11 protein-coding genes are annotated in these 13263 nt (G+C 71.9%); 3 read left to right on the forward strand and 8 right to left on the reverse strand.

Annotated elements, in window-relative coordinates; all coding sequences use genetic code 11:
• Positions 1 to 36: 36 nt before the first annotated feature.
• The 5 genes from FLL47_RS02205 to FLL47_RS02225 form a co-directional block, all read right to left on the reverse strand.
• On the reverse strand, positions 37 to 504 hold the full coding sequence (locus FLL47_RS02205) for a peroxiredoxin (RefSeq protein WP_144118713.1): 468 nt from the start codon (positions 502 to 504) through the stop codon (positions 37 to 39).
• 101 nt (positions 505 to 605) lie between these two features.
• Positions 606 to 971, reverse strand: a complete 366-nt coding sequence (locus FLL47_RS02210) for a cupin domain-containing protein (protein ID WP_144118714.1) — start codon at positions 969 to 971, stop codon at positions 606 to 608.
• A 152-nt stretch (positions 972 to 1123) separates the two neighbouring features.
• Positions 1124 to 2581, reverse strand: coding sequence for a glycoside hydrolase family 6 protein (locus tag FLL47_RS02215; RefSeq protein WP_281286633.1), 1458 nt, complete (start codon positions 2579 to 2581; stop codon positions 1124 to 1126).
• Between the two features lie 252 nt (positions 2582 to 2833).
• Positions 2834 to 3883: an AEC family transporter gene (locus tag FLL47_RS02220; protein WP_144118715.1), complete on the reverse strand. Its 1050-nt coding sequence runs from the start codon at positions 3881 to 3883 to the stop codon at positions 2834 to 2836.
• 202 nt (positions 3884 to 4085) lie between these two features.
• Complete coding sequence (locus tag FLL47_RS02225) at positions 4086 to 5636, reverse strand: AMP-binding protein (RefSeq protein ID WP_144118716.1); 1551 nt, start codon at positions 5634 to 5636, stop codon at positions 4086 to 4088.
• Between the two features lie 232 nt (positions 5637 to 5868).
• On the opposite strand from FLL47_RS02225, the gene FLL47_RS02230 reads away from it, so the two are divergent.
• Complete coding sequence (locus FLL47_RS02230) at positions 5869 to 7137, forward strand: RCC1 domain-containing protein (protein WP_186315525.1); 1269 nt, start codon at positions 5869 to 5871, stop codon at positions 7135 to 7137.
• A 76-nt stretch (positions 7138 to 7213) separates the two neighbouring features.
• On the opposite strand, the gene FLL47_RS02235 is transcribed toward FLL47_RS02230, so the two are convergent.
• Complete coding sequence (locus FLL47_RS02235; protein WP_144118718.1) at positions 7214 to 8749, reverse strand: hypothetical protein; 1536 nt, start codon at positions 8747 to 8749, stop codon at positions 7214 to 7216.
• 303 nt (positions 8750 to 9052) lie between these two features.
• Here FLL47_RS02235 and FLL47_RS02240 point away from each other — a divergent pair, with 303 nt between their 5' ends.
• Entirely contained in the window at positions 9053 to 10327 is a 1275-nt protein-coding gene (locus FLL47_RS02240; protein ID WP_144118719.1) for an RCC1 domain-containing protein, read from the forward strand.
• A gap of 104 nt (positions 10328 to 10431) precedes the next feature.
• Here FLL47_RS02240 and FLL47_RS02245 read toward each other — a convergent pair whose 3' ends face one another.
• Both FLL47_RS02245 and FLL47_RS02250 read right to left on the reverse strand, forming a co-directional pair.
• On the reverse strand, positions 10432 to 11343 hold the full coding sequence (locus FLL47_RS02245; protein WP_144118720.1) for a proteasome assembly chaperone family protein: 912 nt from the start codon (positions 11341 to 11343) through the stop codon (positions 10432 to 10434).
• Positions 11344 to 11496: 153 nt separating this feature from the next.
• Positions 11497 to 12516, reverse strand: a complete 1020-nt coding sequence (locus tag FLL47_RS02250; RefSeq protein ID WP_186315526.1) for a hypothetical protein — start codon at positions 12514 to 12516, stop codon at positions 11497 to 11499.
• 98 nt (positions 12517 to 12614) lie between these two features.
• Between FLL47_RS02250 and FLL47_RS02255 the strand changes: the two genes are divergently transcribed.
• Entirely contained in the window at positions 12615 to 13217 is a 603-nt protein-coding gene (locus FLL47_RS02255; protein ID WP_144118721.1) for a TetR/AcrR family transcriptional regulator, read from the forward strand.
• Positions 13218 to 13263 lie beyond the last annotated feature (46 nt).

Raw genomic sequence — 13263 nt, forward strand, 5'->3', positions numbered from 1 at the left:
TAACGCGGAGCGTTAAGAAGGTGCCCTTCCTTGCACTCAGGCGAGGGTCTGGACTACGGCGAGGGCGCCGGAGACGTGTTTGCCGATGTTGGCCTGGGACGAGAAGACGTGGCGGACCACGCCCTCGCGGTCGATGACGTAGGTGACCCGGCCGGGCAGGAGGCCGAAGGTGGCGGGCACGTCGTAGGCCTTGCGGACCTCGCCGCCCGCGTCGGCCAGCAGCAGGAACGGGAGCTTGTAACGCTGGGCGAAGCCCTCGTGGGACTCGACGGAGTCGGAGCTGACGCCGATGACCTGGGCGCCGGCCTCGGTGAAGACCTCGTAGCTGTCCCGGAAGGAGCAGGCCTCCGCGGTGCAGCCGGTCGTGTTGTCCTTGGGGTAGAAGTACAGGACCACCGTCTGCTTGCCCCGGAAGTCGCTGAGCCGAACCGTGTCGCCGCCCTGCGAGGGCAGCTCGAAGTCGGGCGCCACCTCGCCCACCTGCGGACCGCGTACCTTCGCCATGCCTGCCTCCACTGTCACCGGATCATCCGCCGTCGGACCCGAATCGTATTCGTGTCCGTTCGGCCGAACGCACTCCCGGTGCCGGTTGTTCCGCCGACCCGTCAGCGCCGCTTGGCGTAGTCGCTGATCTCGCCGAAGTCGACGAAGACGACGGGCTCGTCACCGACCACCTCGGCCTCGTGGCCGGGCTTGATGGCGACCATGTCGCCCGCGGTGAAGTCCTGGGTGGTGCCGTCGTCGTCCATGGTGATGCGCATGGTGCCGGACACGCAGTAGCCGAGGTGGGAGGTCTGGCAGGTGGCCGTGCCGACGATCGGCCCGACGTTGACCGACCAGCGCCAGCCCGGCTCGAACCGCGCCCGGCCGACCGCCTTCCCGGCGACCTGGACCAGATCCATCCGGCCAAGGCCCTCGAACTGCCGGGACTCGTCGGGCCGGTCGAAGTTCTTGAGTTCCATGCCGCTCATGGCAGCCGCCTCCCTCAGCGAGCGAGCGCACGGGTGTACGCCCGAAAGGCCCTTTATCGACCTTAAGCCCGGGGGCACGCGGTGCGCAGGCAATGGCTCGACGCCGCGACGGCGAAGGGCCGGCGCGTCGCGCGCCGGCCCTTCGTCCCTGCTCAGCTGCAGGTGATGTTGTTCAGCTTGAAGGCGGTCGGGTTGGTGTTGGTCCCGCTGTACGACGCCTGGAAGCCGAAGCTCGCCGTCCCGTTCGTGGGGATGCTGCCGTTGTGCGCGACGTTGCGGGCCGTGATGTTCGCCCCGCTGGCCGTGACCGTGGCGTTCCAGGCGTTGGTGACCGCCTGGTTGCCGGCATAGGTCCAGGTCAGCGTCCATGAACTGAGGGCCGGGCCGCGGTTGGTGATGACCACCGAGGCGACAAAGCCGTTGCCCCACTGGCTGTCCACCCGGTAGCTCACCGAGCAGGAACCGGTGCCCTGGCTGGCCGACGGCGACGGCGACACGGAGGGCGACGGCGGGGCAGACGGCGAGACCGACGGGGACGGGGTGGCCGAGCGCGACGGGGACACCGACGGCGACGGGACCGTGGACGGGCTCGGCGGCGGGCTGGTCACGATGCCGTTCTGCGCCAGCGAGTACGCCAGATCGGGCACGAACTGCCCTGCGGCCGCGGCACAGCCGTCCGCCTCGCCCGGCGGCTTGATCCAGACGAAGGCGTCCACGGTCGACTCGTTGGTGCTGGTCGTCGGCGCCTGCCCGGTGCCCCGGCCGGCCGGGTCGCACCACTCGCTGCCCAGCGCGCCCTTGCCGTTGCGGGCGGTGTCGATGACCTGGTGCAGGTTGCCGTTGCCCAGGGCGTTCAGCACGTTGCGGCCGAAGTTGACCTCGTCGGCGGTCCAGCGGAAGTTGGACGCGTTCGAGTAGAACCCGGCCGCGTTGGCCACGCCCGCCGCCTGCAGCCGCGAGGCGGTGTCGGCGGCGCTGTTCCAGGCCGAGTGGCCCGCGTCGAGGTACACCTTCACGCTCGGGTTGACCTGCTTGAACTTCGTCACCGCGTAGCTCAGCGCGGAGTTGCGGTCGGCCTTCTCGGTCGACGACAGGCAGGTCTGCAGGGCCAGCGAGTCCGGCTCCAGGATGATCACAGCGGTACGCGTGCCGAGGCCCGCGGCGAAGCTGTCGACCCAGGTCCGGTACGCGCTGATGGTCGGCGCGCCGCCCGCGCTCGCCCCGCCGCAGTCGCGGTTGGGCAGCATGTACGGCACCAGCACCGGGATCTGGTTCACGCTGTTCGCGGCGTTCACGTACGACGTGACCTGGGACTGGATCGTGCTCTGGTTGTACGACGCGAACCAGCGCGCCTGCGGCTGGCTGCCGATGCGCTGGCTGATCAGCGACGCTCGGGAGTCGTTCGGGTTGGCCGCGAGCCACTGGTTCACGGCGGACGTGGGATCGCGGTAGAAGCTGCCGGTCAGTGTGCCGGCCGAGGCTTCGGTGGTGGCCAGCAGCACGCCGGCCAGGGCGGTGGCGGCGGTCATCGCGGCGGCCGCGCCGAGCGCGACCAGGCGGCGGTCGCGGTGGCGGCGATGGCGCGGCGATGACGTGAGATCGGGGGTCAACGCGTCTCCTAGGGACGTCTGTGCATGGTCGACGTGCAGGTATCTGCCCGGACCCGGCTACGACAGACGTCACGGCCTGCGCTACCCGTGCGACCGAATGGTTCTGCCCTTCGCACGGCAACGCCTCAACTCCGCCCCCATCATCACCCGCCCCCGCGAGGAAAGGAAGGGCACCTTCACATCGCTATATGTAGAGGAAGGGCACCTTCTTAACGCTGGACCGGCCGTGAGCAGGGGCGGAGCGGGTCAGCGTCAGGAGGCGGGGCCGAGCAGCCAGAGGATCAGCGTGAGGGTGCCCATCGACAGCAGGCTGGAGAACAGGATCGCGTCCCGGCTCAGCGCGGTCGAGGCACGGAACTCCGTCGCGTACACGAAGGTGTTCTGCGCCGTCGGCAGGCCCGCGACCAGCGTGACCGCCAGCAGCGCCGCGCCGTCGAGATCGAGCAGATAGCGCCCGATGAGGTAGGCCGCCACCGGCTGCGCGACCACCTTGAGCAGCACCGCCACGGTCACCTCCCGCCCCGGCAGCCGCCACGACGACGCGTCGGTCTGGTGCAGCGACATGCCCAGCGCGAACAGCGCCGCCGGCACCGCCGCGCCGCCCAGCAGCTCCAGCGGCCGCAGCAGCCACTCCGGCGGCAGCCACCCGGCCGCGCTCGCGATCACCCCGGCCATCGACCCCAGGATCACGGGGGTACGCAGCGGCAGCATCGCCAGCCGCCGCCAGCGCGAAGACACGACCGTTCCCGATCGGCTCTCGGACCGGCCGGCCTCGCTCGCGCCGACCGCCGCGCCGCTCCCAGCCGCGTCGGCCGTCCCGGCCTGGGCGACGCTGGTCTCGGCGGCGAGCAGTTCCACGTCGGCGCGGTGCGCGGACGCGTCCAGCCGGCCGACGATCAGCGGGGTCAGCAGCATGGTCTGAAAGACCAGCACCGCCATGATCAGAGAGACGTCGTCGAGCACGTACACCGCGACCGGCACGCCGAGGTTGCCCGCGTTGAGGTAGGCCGACGCCATCGCCGCGATGACCCGGTCGCCGTCGCGGCCGGGCATCAGGCGGCGCGCGACGAAGTACACCGACAGCCCGATCAGCAGCGTGCTGGCCGCGATCGCGGCGAGCGGACGCAGCGGCAGGTCCCCGAGCGGCACCTTGACCAGCGAGGTGAACAGCACGCACGGGATCGCGATGACGAAGGTGAAGTTCGCCAGCGCCTGCTGGGTGGCCCGGGTCAGCACCCCGAACCGCATGGTGCCCCAGCCCAGGGCGGTGATCATCCAGATCGGAGCGAAGGCGGCGAACACCTGGTCACGCTAGTCCTCGACCCGAGGTGGCCACGCAGCCGGGATACCCCTGTGCCCGATAGATGGCGGATCCGACCGGTCCGCGGCGGCGACATCCGCAAGCCTCCCCAGCCGTGCCGATCCTCGCTGGTCACACCCCATGGCGCGTTAAGAAGGGCACCTTCTATAACGCGGAGCGTTAAGAAGGTGCCCTTCCTTGCACTCAGAGCTGGGCGCGGAGGTCCTTGCGGAGGATCTTGCCGGAGGCGCTCTTGGGGATGGCGTCGACGAAGGTGACGGCGCGGACGCGCTTGTAGGGGGCGACGCGTTCGGCGACGTAGTCCTTGACGTCCTGGGCGGTGAGGTCGGCGCCGGGGGCCGCGGCGACGAAGGCGTGCGGGATCTCCTCGCCGTCCGCGTCGTGGCCCGCGACCACGGCCGCGTCGGCGATCTGCGGGTGGCCCAGCAGCACCGCCTCCAGCTCGGCCGGCGGCACCTGGTAGCCCTTGTACTTGATCAACTCTTTGACCCGGTCGACGATGAACCAGTCGCCCTCGGCGTCGACGAGGCCGACGTCGCCGGTGTGCAGCCAGCCGTCGGCGTCGACGGTGGCGTCGGTGTCGGCGCGGCGGCCCAGGTAGCCCTGCATCACCTGCGGGCCCTTGATCCAGAGTTCACCGGGCTCGCCGACACCGAGATCGTCGCCGGTGGCCACGTCCACCACCCGGGCCAGGGTGTTCGGGATCAGCGGGCCGACCGTGCCGGGCTTGACCCGGGTGTCGCCGTGCGCCTGCGCGTGCGACACCGGCGACAGCTCGGTCATGCCGTAGCCCTGCTGCACCAGGCAGCCCAGCCGGGCCGCGCAGGCCTGGGCCAGGTCGCCGTCGAGCGGGGCCGCGCCGGAGAACACCACCTGCAGCGCGGACAGGTCGTACTGGTCGACCAGCGGGTGCTTGGCCAGCGCCAGCACGATCGGCGGCGCGACGAACGCGCGGCTGACCTTCTGGTCCTGCATCGCGGTCAGGAACTCGACCAGGTCGAACCGCGGCAGCACGACCAGCGTGGCGCCCTCGGACAGCGCCATGTTCATCAGCACGGTCAGGCCGTAGATGTGGAAGAACGGCAGCACCGCCAGCACCCGGTCGGCGGGGTCGTACTTCACCACCTGCTGGGTCTGCGCGATGTTGGCGACCAGGTTGCGGTGGGTGAGCATGACGCCCTTGGCCACGCCGGTGGTGCCGCTGGAGTAGGGCAGCACGGCCAGCGCGGTCGCCGGGTCGAGCGTGACGGCGGGCGCGGGCTCGGCCGTGGCCATCAGCTCCTGCACCGAGCGGTATCCCTCGGCGGTGTCGCAGACGAGGATCTCCTGCACCTGCGCGGCGGCGGCCGCGGCGCGATCCAGGAACGGCGACACGGTGACGAGCAGCTTCGCGCCGGAGTCGCTGAGCTGGGTGGTCAGGTCCTTCTCGGTGGCCAGCGCGTTGACAGTGGTGACCGTGGCCCCCGCGGCCAGCGCGGCGTGGAACACCACCGGGTAGAGCAGCGTGTTCGGGCTGAACAGGGCCAGCACGTCACCGGGCCGCAGCCCGGCACCGGCCAGCCCCGCGGCGAGCCGGTCCACCATGTGCGCCAGCTGCGCGTACGTCAGCGTCTGCCCGGTGCGGCCGTCGATCAACGCGGGATGCTCGCCCCGTGCGGCCGCCGGGCCGATGACGAGCTGGGGGACGGAGACCTCGGGGATCCCGACGTCGGCCAGAGGGCTGGAAAAGGGCATCGTCGCCTCACTCTCGTACGCGGTGCACGTCGAAGTTCCGTCATCATGCGTGCACGTTCACGGTTCGGCAATACCCCGGCAACCTCCGGCGACGATCCGGTCCGGACGGCCGCTGCGCGTCGCCAGGGTCGCCGGACCACCCTGCGATACAACTAGGACGAGGCCGTGAGCTGCGCGGTCATTGCGCGCTCGGACGGGCCGACTCATGTCGCAAACTTGCGGGGGAACGTACATGCGACCTATCACGACAGGACTGCGCGCCCTTGGGGTCGTCGCGGTCAGCACCATGATCGCCCTGGCGGCGCCACACGCCGCCGGAGCGGTGGAGGGCCAGGGCGGCGGCAACCACGGCGGCGGCGGCAGCCACGGCAAGCCGAAGCCCAAGCCCAAGCCGGAGGTGCCCGTCGCGGGCGTCGAGTCCTGGGGCTACAACGACTCCGGCCAGCTCGGCGACGGCACGCTGATCACCCGGCCGAGCGCCGTCACCGCCCGCGTTCCGGACGAGGTCCGCGACGTCGAGGGCGGCGGCCGGTTCAGCCTGGCACTGCTGCACAACGGCACCGTGAAGGCATGGGGCGCCAACAGCGACGGCCAGCTCGGCGACGGCACCACCATCGACCGGCCGGTCCCCGGCTCCGTGCCCGGCGTGACGGGCGTCAAGACGCTCGCGGCCGGCGGGGCGCACAGCCTCGCGCTGCTCAACAACGGCACCGTGCTCGCCTGGGGCGACAACGCCCGCGGCCAGCTCGGCAACGGCACCACCGACGACAGCGCCACACCGGTCGCGGTCACCGGGCTGACCGGCCGGGTCGTCGCCATCGCGGCCGGCTCGCAGTTCAGTCTCGCGCTGCTGGCCGACGGCACGCTGCGGGCCTGGGGCGACAACCGCTCCGGCCAGCTGGGCACCGGCGCCGTCAGCCCCGACCCGCAGACCACCCCGGTGGCCGTCACCGGCCTGACCGGCGTCCGGGTCAAGCACGTCGACGCGGGTGACAGCCACGCGCTGGCCGTGCTCGGCAACGGAACCGTGCGCGGCTGGGGCGAGAACTCGCGCGGTCAGGTCGGCAACGGCGTGGCCGGCCTCACCCCGGTGCCGACCCCGACGCCGGTGGTCGGCCTCACCGGCGTGAAGATCGTCAACGCGGGCGGCTTCTCCAGCCTCGCGATTCTGGTCAACGGCCGGGTCAAGGGCTGGGGCGCCAACGGCGACGGTCAGCTCGGCGACGGCACGACGGTGACGCCGCGGCTGAGCCCCGTCGACGCGGTCGGCCTGACCGGCGTCATCGACATCTCCACCGCGGGGTCCGGCGCGACCCTCGACGGCGGCTTCACCGTCGCCATCACCAACGGCGTCATCAAGGCCTGGGGCGACAACAGCTCCGGGCAGGTCGGCATCGGGTTCACCGGCTTCGACCCGATCCTCACCCCGGCGCTCGTGGCGACCGGGCTGGACAAGCCGAAGGACGTGTCGACCGGCTACCAATTCGCGCTGGCCACCTGAGCGCTGCACAGCGAGAAGGGGCGGCACGCGTGGTGGTGCCGCCCCTTCGTCATCCGGTTCTCGACCTGTCCTGTGTTCACGGCAGGTAGGGTTCGCCGCGCGGCAGCCGGGCCCGCCCTGCGGCGACGCCCAGCCCGGCCGCGACCAGCGCCACCAGGCACACCACCAGCCCGGCCCAGTACTGCGTGAGGCCGTCCCTTCCGAGCACGATGCCGTCCCCGAGGATCGCGGCCCGCGACAGCTCCGCCATCAGGGCACCGACCGCGCCGACCGCCAGCACCGCGGCGACCCGGCGGCCGGACAGCTGTCGGGCGCGCCGCAATCGGGCCGTCAGCACGCCCAGCGCGACCGCAGCCAGCCCACCGCACAGCAACGCCGACAGCGCCGGGCCGGCGCCGGGCGAGATTCCTGCGGCCGCCGCGGCAACCGAGCAGGTGATGGTAGTCGCGGCGGCGATCAGTCCGGCGAGGACCAACTGAAGTGTCGTACTCACCCGCCGGCCCGCGGCGGCGGCTATCGCGCCGGCGATCAGCACCAGCAGTAGTACACCGACCACGGTGAACCCGGCGCTGAGGGCCCGGTCGGACGGGGTGGGCCGCCACACCTCGGCGAGCGGCGGAGCCGGAGTCCACACGCCATGCCACCACATGCCGAGCCGGGTCCACCTGCCGTCGACGTCCCGCCGCAGCAGCCCGTCGCGCCCGTTGGCGACCAGCACCACGTGCCCGCCGTCGCGTTCGAGCACGACCAGCATTCGCGAGGACAGGTCACCGGCGGGTGTGCCCAGCATGCCGAAGACTCCGCTGTCCTCGTACTCGTCCGTCAGCACGGCGAGCTGCTTACCGCTGATCTCCCACTCGGTGCGCCAGGTCGCGCCACCATCCTGACTGGACTCGACGAGCAGCCGCCCGGCCACCGCCCGGTAGCAGGTGTCGCCCGCGCAGTTCCGCGAGGTGGTGGCGAGGTCCGGCCAGTGTTCGACGGGACCCCAGGTGAGGCCGTCGTCGGGACTGAATGCGTACTGCTGCCCGTTCCGGTCCTCGACCATCAGGACGGCCTGGCCGCCCGCCTCGGCGACGCCGGTCATCTCCGGCCAGTTCGGCGGGGAGGTCGCCACGGTGGCGAGCAGCGCGACGGGCACCAGCACCGCCCCGCGGACCAGCCGGGCGACACCGCGGCCCGGGGCGGGACGCCGCAGCGATCGCCGCCAAGCCCACCAGCACAGGACCAGTGCGGGCAGCGCCAGCAGGTCGGTCCGGTCGGCGCGCACCACCGACGATCCGTTCACGGCGGACCAAGCCTGGGCGGCCAGTGCGGCGCCGTACGCCGTGGACTTCACGAACGCGAACCCGGCGCCGGTGACGGCCAGCGCCGCCACCGCCAGCCCACGGACCGGCATCCGCGGGGCCACCAGCGCGCCGAGCACCGCCAGCAACGGCGGGAACATCAGCATCCCGGCGATGTCGCTGAGCTTGCCGGTGATCAGGCCCGGCTGCCATTCCTTCAGCAGATGATCGTTGACCAGCAGCAGGAGCAGCCCGGCCAGGCTGACCGGGTGGGCGAGCCACCCGAGCGCACGCCGCAGGGCGTCGCGCTGTTCCCCGTTGTCCATGCGGCCCAGGGTGGCAGCGGGGAATCACGATCAGGTGACGCGGACGGCTCGGCCGTACAGCGGTTCAGCCTCGTCCTTGTCGCCCTTGCCGTGCTCGGCGAGGAAACGCTCCAGCTCCGCACCCGATCCCCGGCCTGACGCAGATCCTCGGTCAGCTGCGCGCACCGCTGTCCGTTGCGGTCGCGTGTCGATCGCGCACCGCGGTACGGACGTCCAGTACAACTTGGACAACGCCGTTGAGCTGCGCATACACCCGCACTCACGGTGAGGACGATTCATGTCGCGACATTCGGGGGAACGTTCATGCGACCTATCAGGACAGGACTGCGCGGGCTCGGGGCCGTCGCGGTCGCCGGCATGCTCGCGCTGGCGGCGCCACACACCGCCGCCGCCGAGGACAAGGGCGGCGGCCAGCACGGCGGTGGACGCCCCGGCAAACCGAAGCCGGCCGCGACCCAGGGCGCCGAGGCGTGGGGCCGCAACGCCACCGGCCAGCTGGGCATCGGCACCGCCGGCGAGGAGCGTCCGCGGGACACGGCAGTGACGGTGCACATCCCGGAACACGTGCTCTCCGTCGCGGCCGGACACGACCACGGCCTGGCCCTGCTGACCAACGGCACGGTCAAGGCCTGGGGTCTCAACACGTCCGGCCAGCTGGGATACGGCAACCCCGCGGGGGCGGACACCAGCCAGCCGGAGCCGGGCAACGTGGCCGGGCTGGGCTCCGTCAAAGCCGTCGCCGCCGGCCGGGCGCACAGCCTGGCTCTGCTGGGCAGCGGCGCCGTCATGACCTGGGGCGCCAACGACCGCGGGCAGCTCGGCGACGGCACCACGGTGCAGCGCAACCGACCGGTCGCCGTCACCGCCCTCACCGGCCGCAAGGTGACCGCCATCGCGGCCGGCGCCGACTTCAGCCTGGCCCTGCTGGCCGACGGCACGCTCCGGGCCTGGGGCGACAACACCTTCGGCCAGCTGGGCACCGGCACTGCCGGCACCGCACCGGAGCCCACACCCGTCGTCGTCGCCGGCCTGACCGGCGTGAAGATCAAGGCCATCGACGCAGGCGACACACACAGCCTCGCGGTCACCGCCGCCGGCGGCGTCAAGGGCTGGGGCAGCAACCAGTTCGGGCAGGTCGGCAACGGCAACCAGGTCTCGCCGCAGCCCACCCCGGTCGACGTCCTCGGCCTGGGGGGCGTGCGGGTCAAAGCCGTCTCCGGCGGCAGCGACTTCAGCCTGGCCCTGCTGACCAACGGCCGGGTCAAGGGCTGGGGTGCCAACGCGAGCGGGCAGCTCGGCGACGGCACCACCACGAGCCCTCGGCTCACTCCGGTCGACGCCGTCGGGCTGACCGGGGTGAAGGCGATCTCCGCCGGCAGCGCGCCCGCAGCCGCCGCCGGGTTGGGACACAGCCTGGCGGTCGCCGGCAACACGGTGAAGGCCTGGGGGTACAACAACTACGGCCAGCTGGGAGACGGCAATCTGCCCGTGAGCAGCCCGGTTCCGGTCACCGTACGAACCGGGTTGAAGGACCCGAAGTCGGTATCGGCAGGCATGCTGTTCAGCCTGGCCTCCTGACACCCGGCACGGCGTGCCCGTAGCAGGAGCCCTTCACGGCGGCGAGGCCCCCACCCGTACGGGTGGGGGCCTCGCCGCCGTTCGGCAGCCTGTCGTGCCCGGGTTCAGCCCTCGCTCTTGTCGCCCTTGCTGTGCTCGGCGAGGAAACGCTCCAACTCCGCGCCCAGCTCTTCGGCAGTGGGCAGCGGCGCGGGCTCGGTCAGCAGGTTGCTGCCGCGGCCGCGCATGAACGCGTCGTACTGCTCCTCCAGCGCCTTGACCACGGCCGCGGCCTGGTGGTTGTCGGTCAGCTGGCGCTCGATCTCGGCGCGCACCCGGTCCCCGGCCTCGCGCAGGTCCTCGGTCGGCAGCAGCAGGCCGGTGGCCCGCGACACCGAGGTCAGCAGCAGCTCCGCGGCTTGCGGGTACTCGCTGTCGGCGAGGTAGTGCGGCACGTGTGCGGCGAAGCCCATGGCGTCGTGGCCGGACTGGCCCAGCCGAAATTCCAGCAGGTTGGTCATGCTCGCCGGGACCTGCACGTCGGCGATCCACGGCTCGTGCCCCACCACCAGCTCGGGCCGGGTGCCGTGGGCGGTGATGCCGGCGGGGCGGGTGTGCGGCACGGACATCGGAATGGCGTGGATGCCGATGGTCAGCCGCACCTGGAGCCGCTCGATGAGGCCCGTCGTCGCGCCGACGAACCGCTCCCACTGGAAGTCCGGCTCGGGGCCGGTGAGCAGCAGGAAGGGGGTGTCGTCGTGGTCGCGCAGGGCGTGCAGCTCCAGCTTGGGCTGGTCGTACGCCTCCCAGTGGTCGGCCGAGAAGTGCATCAGCGGCCGGCGGGAGCGGTAGTCGTAGAGCTGGTCGAGGTCGAACTCGGCCACCACGGTCGACTCGAGCGAGTCGAGCAGGTGCTCGCGGGCGAGCTTGCCGGCCGCACCGGCGTCGACGAACCCCGAGAGCGCGTGCAGCAGGACCGGACGGCCCAGCTCGGGCAGTTCGTCGCTCAGCTGGTAGAGCTTCTGTGGGTCGAGCACGTCGTTCGCCTCCTGCAGATGGTCGTTCCACCGGAGCCAACAACGCGCGCGGGGAGCGCATTCCTGTTCCGGAACACGATCGTCTCGTTTCCCGCTCCGCGCCGTACGGGGATACGCCGGGCGCGCAGGCGGGCGCGCCCGGCGTACGTCAGCTCAGGCAGTCACCGTAGCGCCGAGGCGGCGGGCTGCCTCATGGGCCTCGGCGTCGTCCGGTTCCACCTGCTCCTTGCGCCCCAGCCAGGCGACGCCGAGCAGGGCCAGGCCGGCCAGCGCCCACGAGGCCAGCACCCAGGCCGCGGCACCGCCACCGGACCCGCCGAACCAGGCGGCCGAGCGCAGCAGGGTTGCCCCGGCCCCGATGGGCAGCCACTGGCCGAACTCGCCCCAGGGCTGCGGCAGCAGCTCCGGGGCCGCGCCGACCGCGCCCAGCGCGTTGCCGACCAGCAGGATGAGCACCGCACCCAGACCGATGCCGCGCGGGCCCGCGACACTCGCCAGGCCGTGCACCGCGGCACTGATGGCCAGGGTGAGCAGCGCGATGACACCCGCCACCGGCCACCAGTCGCCGCCGATCACGCCGAGCCAGCTCTGCAGCACGGTCGCGCCCGCCGCACCGGACAGCGCGGCGAAGGCGAACAGTCCGATCACCCGGGCGGCGAAGCCCGCCACGGCGAAGTAGAGCGCGATCGCGGCCAGCATGGAGGTGATCACCAGGGGGAAGAAGCCCGCCGCGAAGCCGCCGCCGTGCGGGTCGTCGGCGCTGAGCGGAGCCAGGTCGGTGACCGTCACCGGCATGCCGCTGCCCGCGCCGAGCTGCGCGGCGACGGCGTTGAACAGGTTCGCGACCGCCGGGGCTGCGGCGGAAGCGGTGTGCAGGGTGACACCGGTCGGGCTGAGGATGAAGGCGGCGTACGCCTCGCGGTCGAGCACCGCCGCGTCGGCCGCGTCGGCGTCGGCGACCGCGGTGACCTCGAACGCACCCGGGCTCATCGTCTCGATCTTGGAAGTGAACGCCGCGACGGCCGGGGCCGGGCCGGCGACGACCACGGGCAGGTCGCGCGGCGCCGCGTTGGCGGCGGGACCGGCGAACAGGGGCAGCAACAGGGCCTGCAGGGTCATCACCGCTACGGCGAGGACGACCGCCAGGACCGCCGGGGGCAGGGTGCGGCGCATGGGGGCTCCTTTAAAACGAATGTTCGTTCTCTTTGGGCAACGATGCCCTCACGCACCGGCACCTGTCAAGAACGATCGTTCGTTTTACGATGAGAGCCATGCCACGCGTCTCCGAAGCCCACCTCGCCGCCCGCCGCCAGCAGATCCTCGACGCCGCCAGGGCCTGCTTCGCGCGCAACGGCTTCCATGCCACCTCGATGCAGGACGTGATCTCCGAGGCCGGGCTGTCCGTCGGCGCGTTCTACCGCTACTTCAAAAGCAAGGAGGAGCTCGTCACCGCCATCGCCGAGCAGGTGATCGGCCGGGTGAGCGACCTGCTCGACGAGGTCCGCGCGGTGGACCCCCCACCGCCGATCGAGGACGTGATGCGCCGCCTGCTGCAGACCGTCGATCCGCAGTTCGGCCCGGACGGCGTCTTCCCGATGGCGTTGCAGGTCTGGGCGGAGTCCCTGCGCAATCCAGACCTGGCGGAGTTCGTCCGCGGCATCTACGGCCGGGTTCGCGGCCACTTCGTCGAGATCGCCCGCGACCAGCAGGCCGCCGGGCGCCTGCCGGCCGACGCCGACCCCGAGGCGGTCGGCGCGGTGCTGTTCAGCATGATCCCCGGCTATGCGCTGCAGCGGGTCCTGCTGGGACACCCCGATCCGGAGACCTTCCTTTCCGGCATCACGGCACTGCTGCACGCTCCTGACAAGAACTGAGTCCGGGCCATACAGCTGTGACCTGGGGGACTCCTGCGGTTCATGC

The organism is Catellatospora sichuanensis, from assembly GCF_007483665.1.
GTDB lineage: Bacteria > Actinomycetota > Actinomycetes > Mycobacteriales > Micromonosporaceae > Catellatospora > Catellatospora sichuanensis.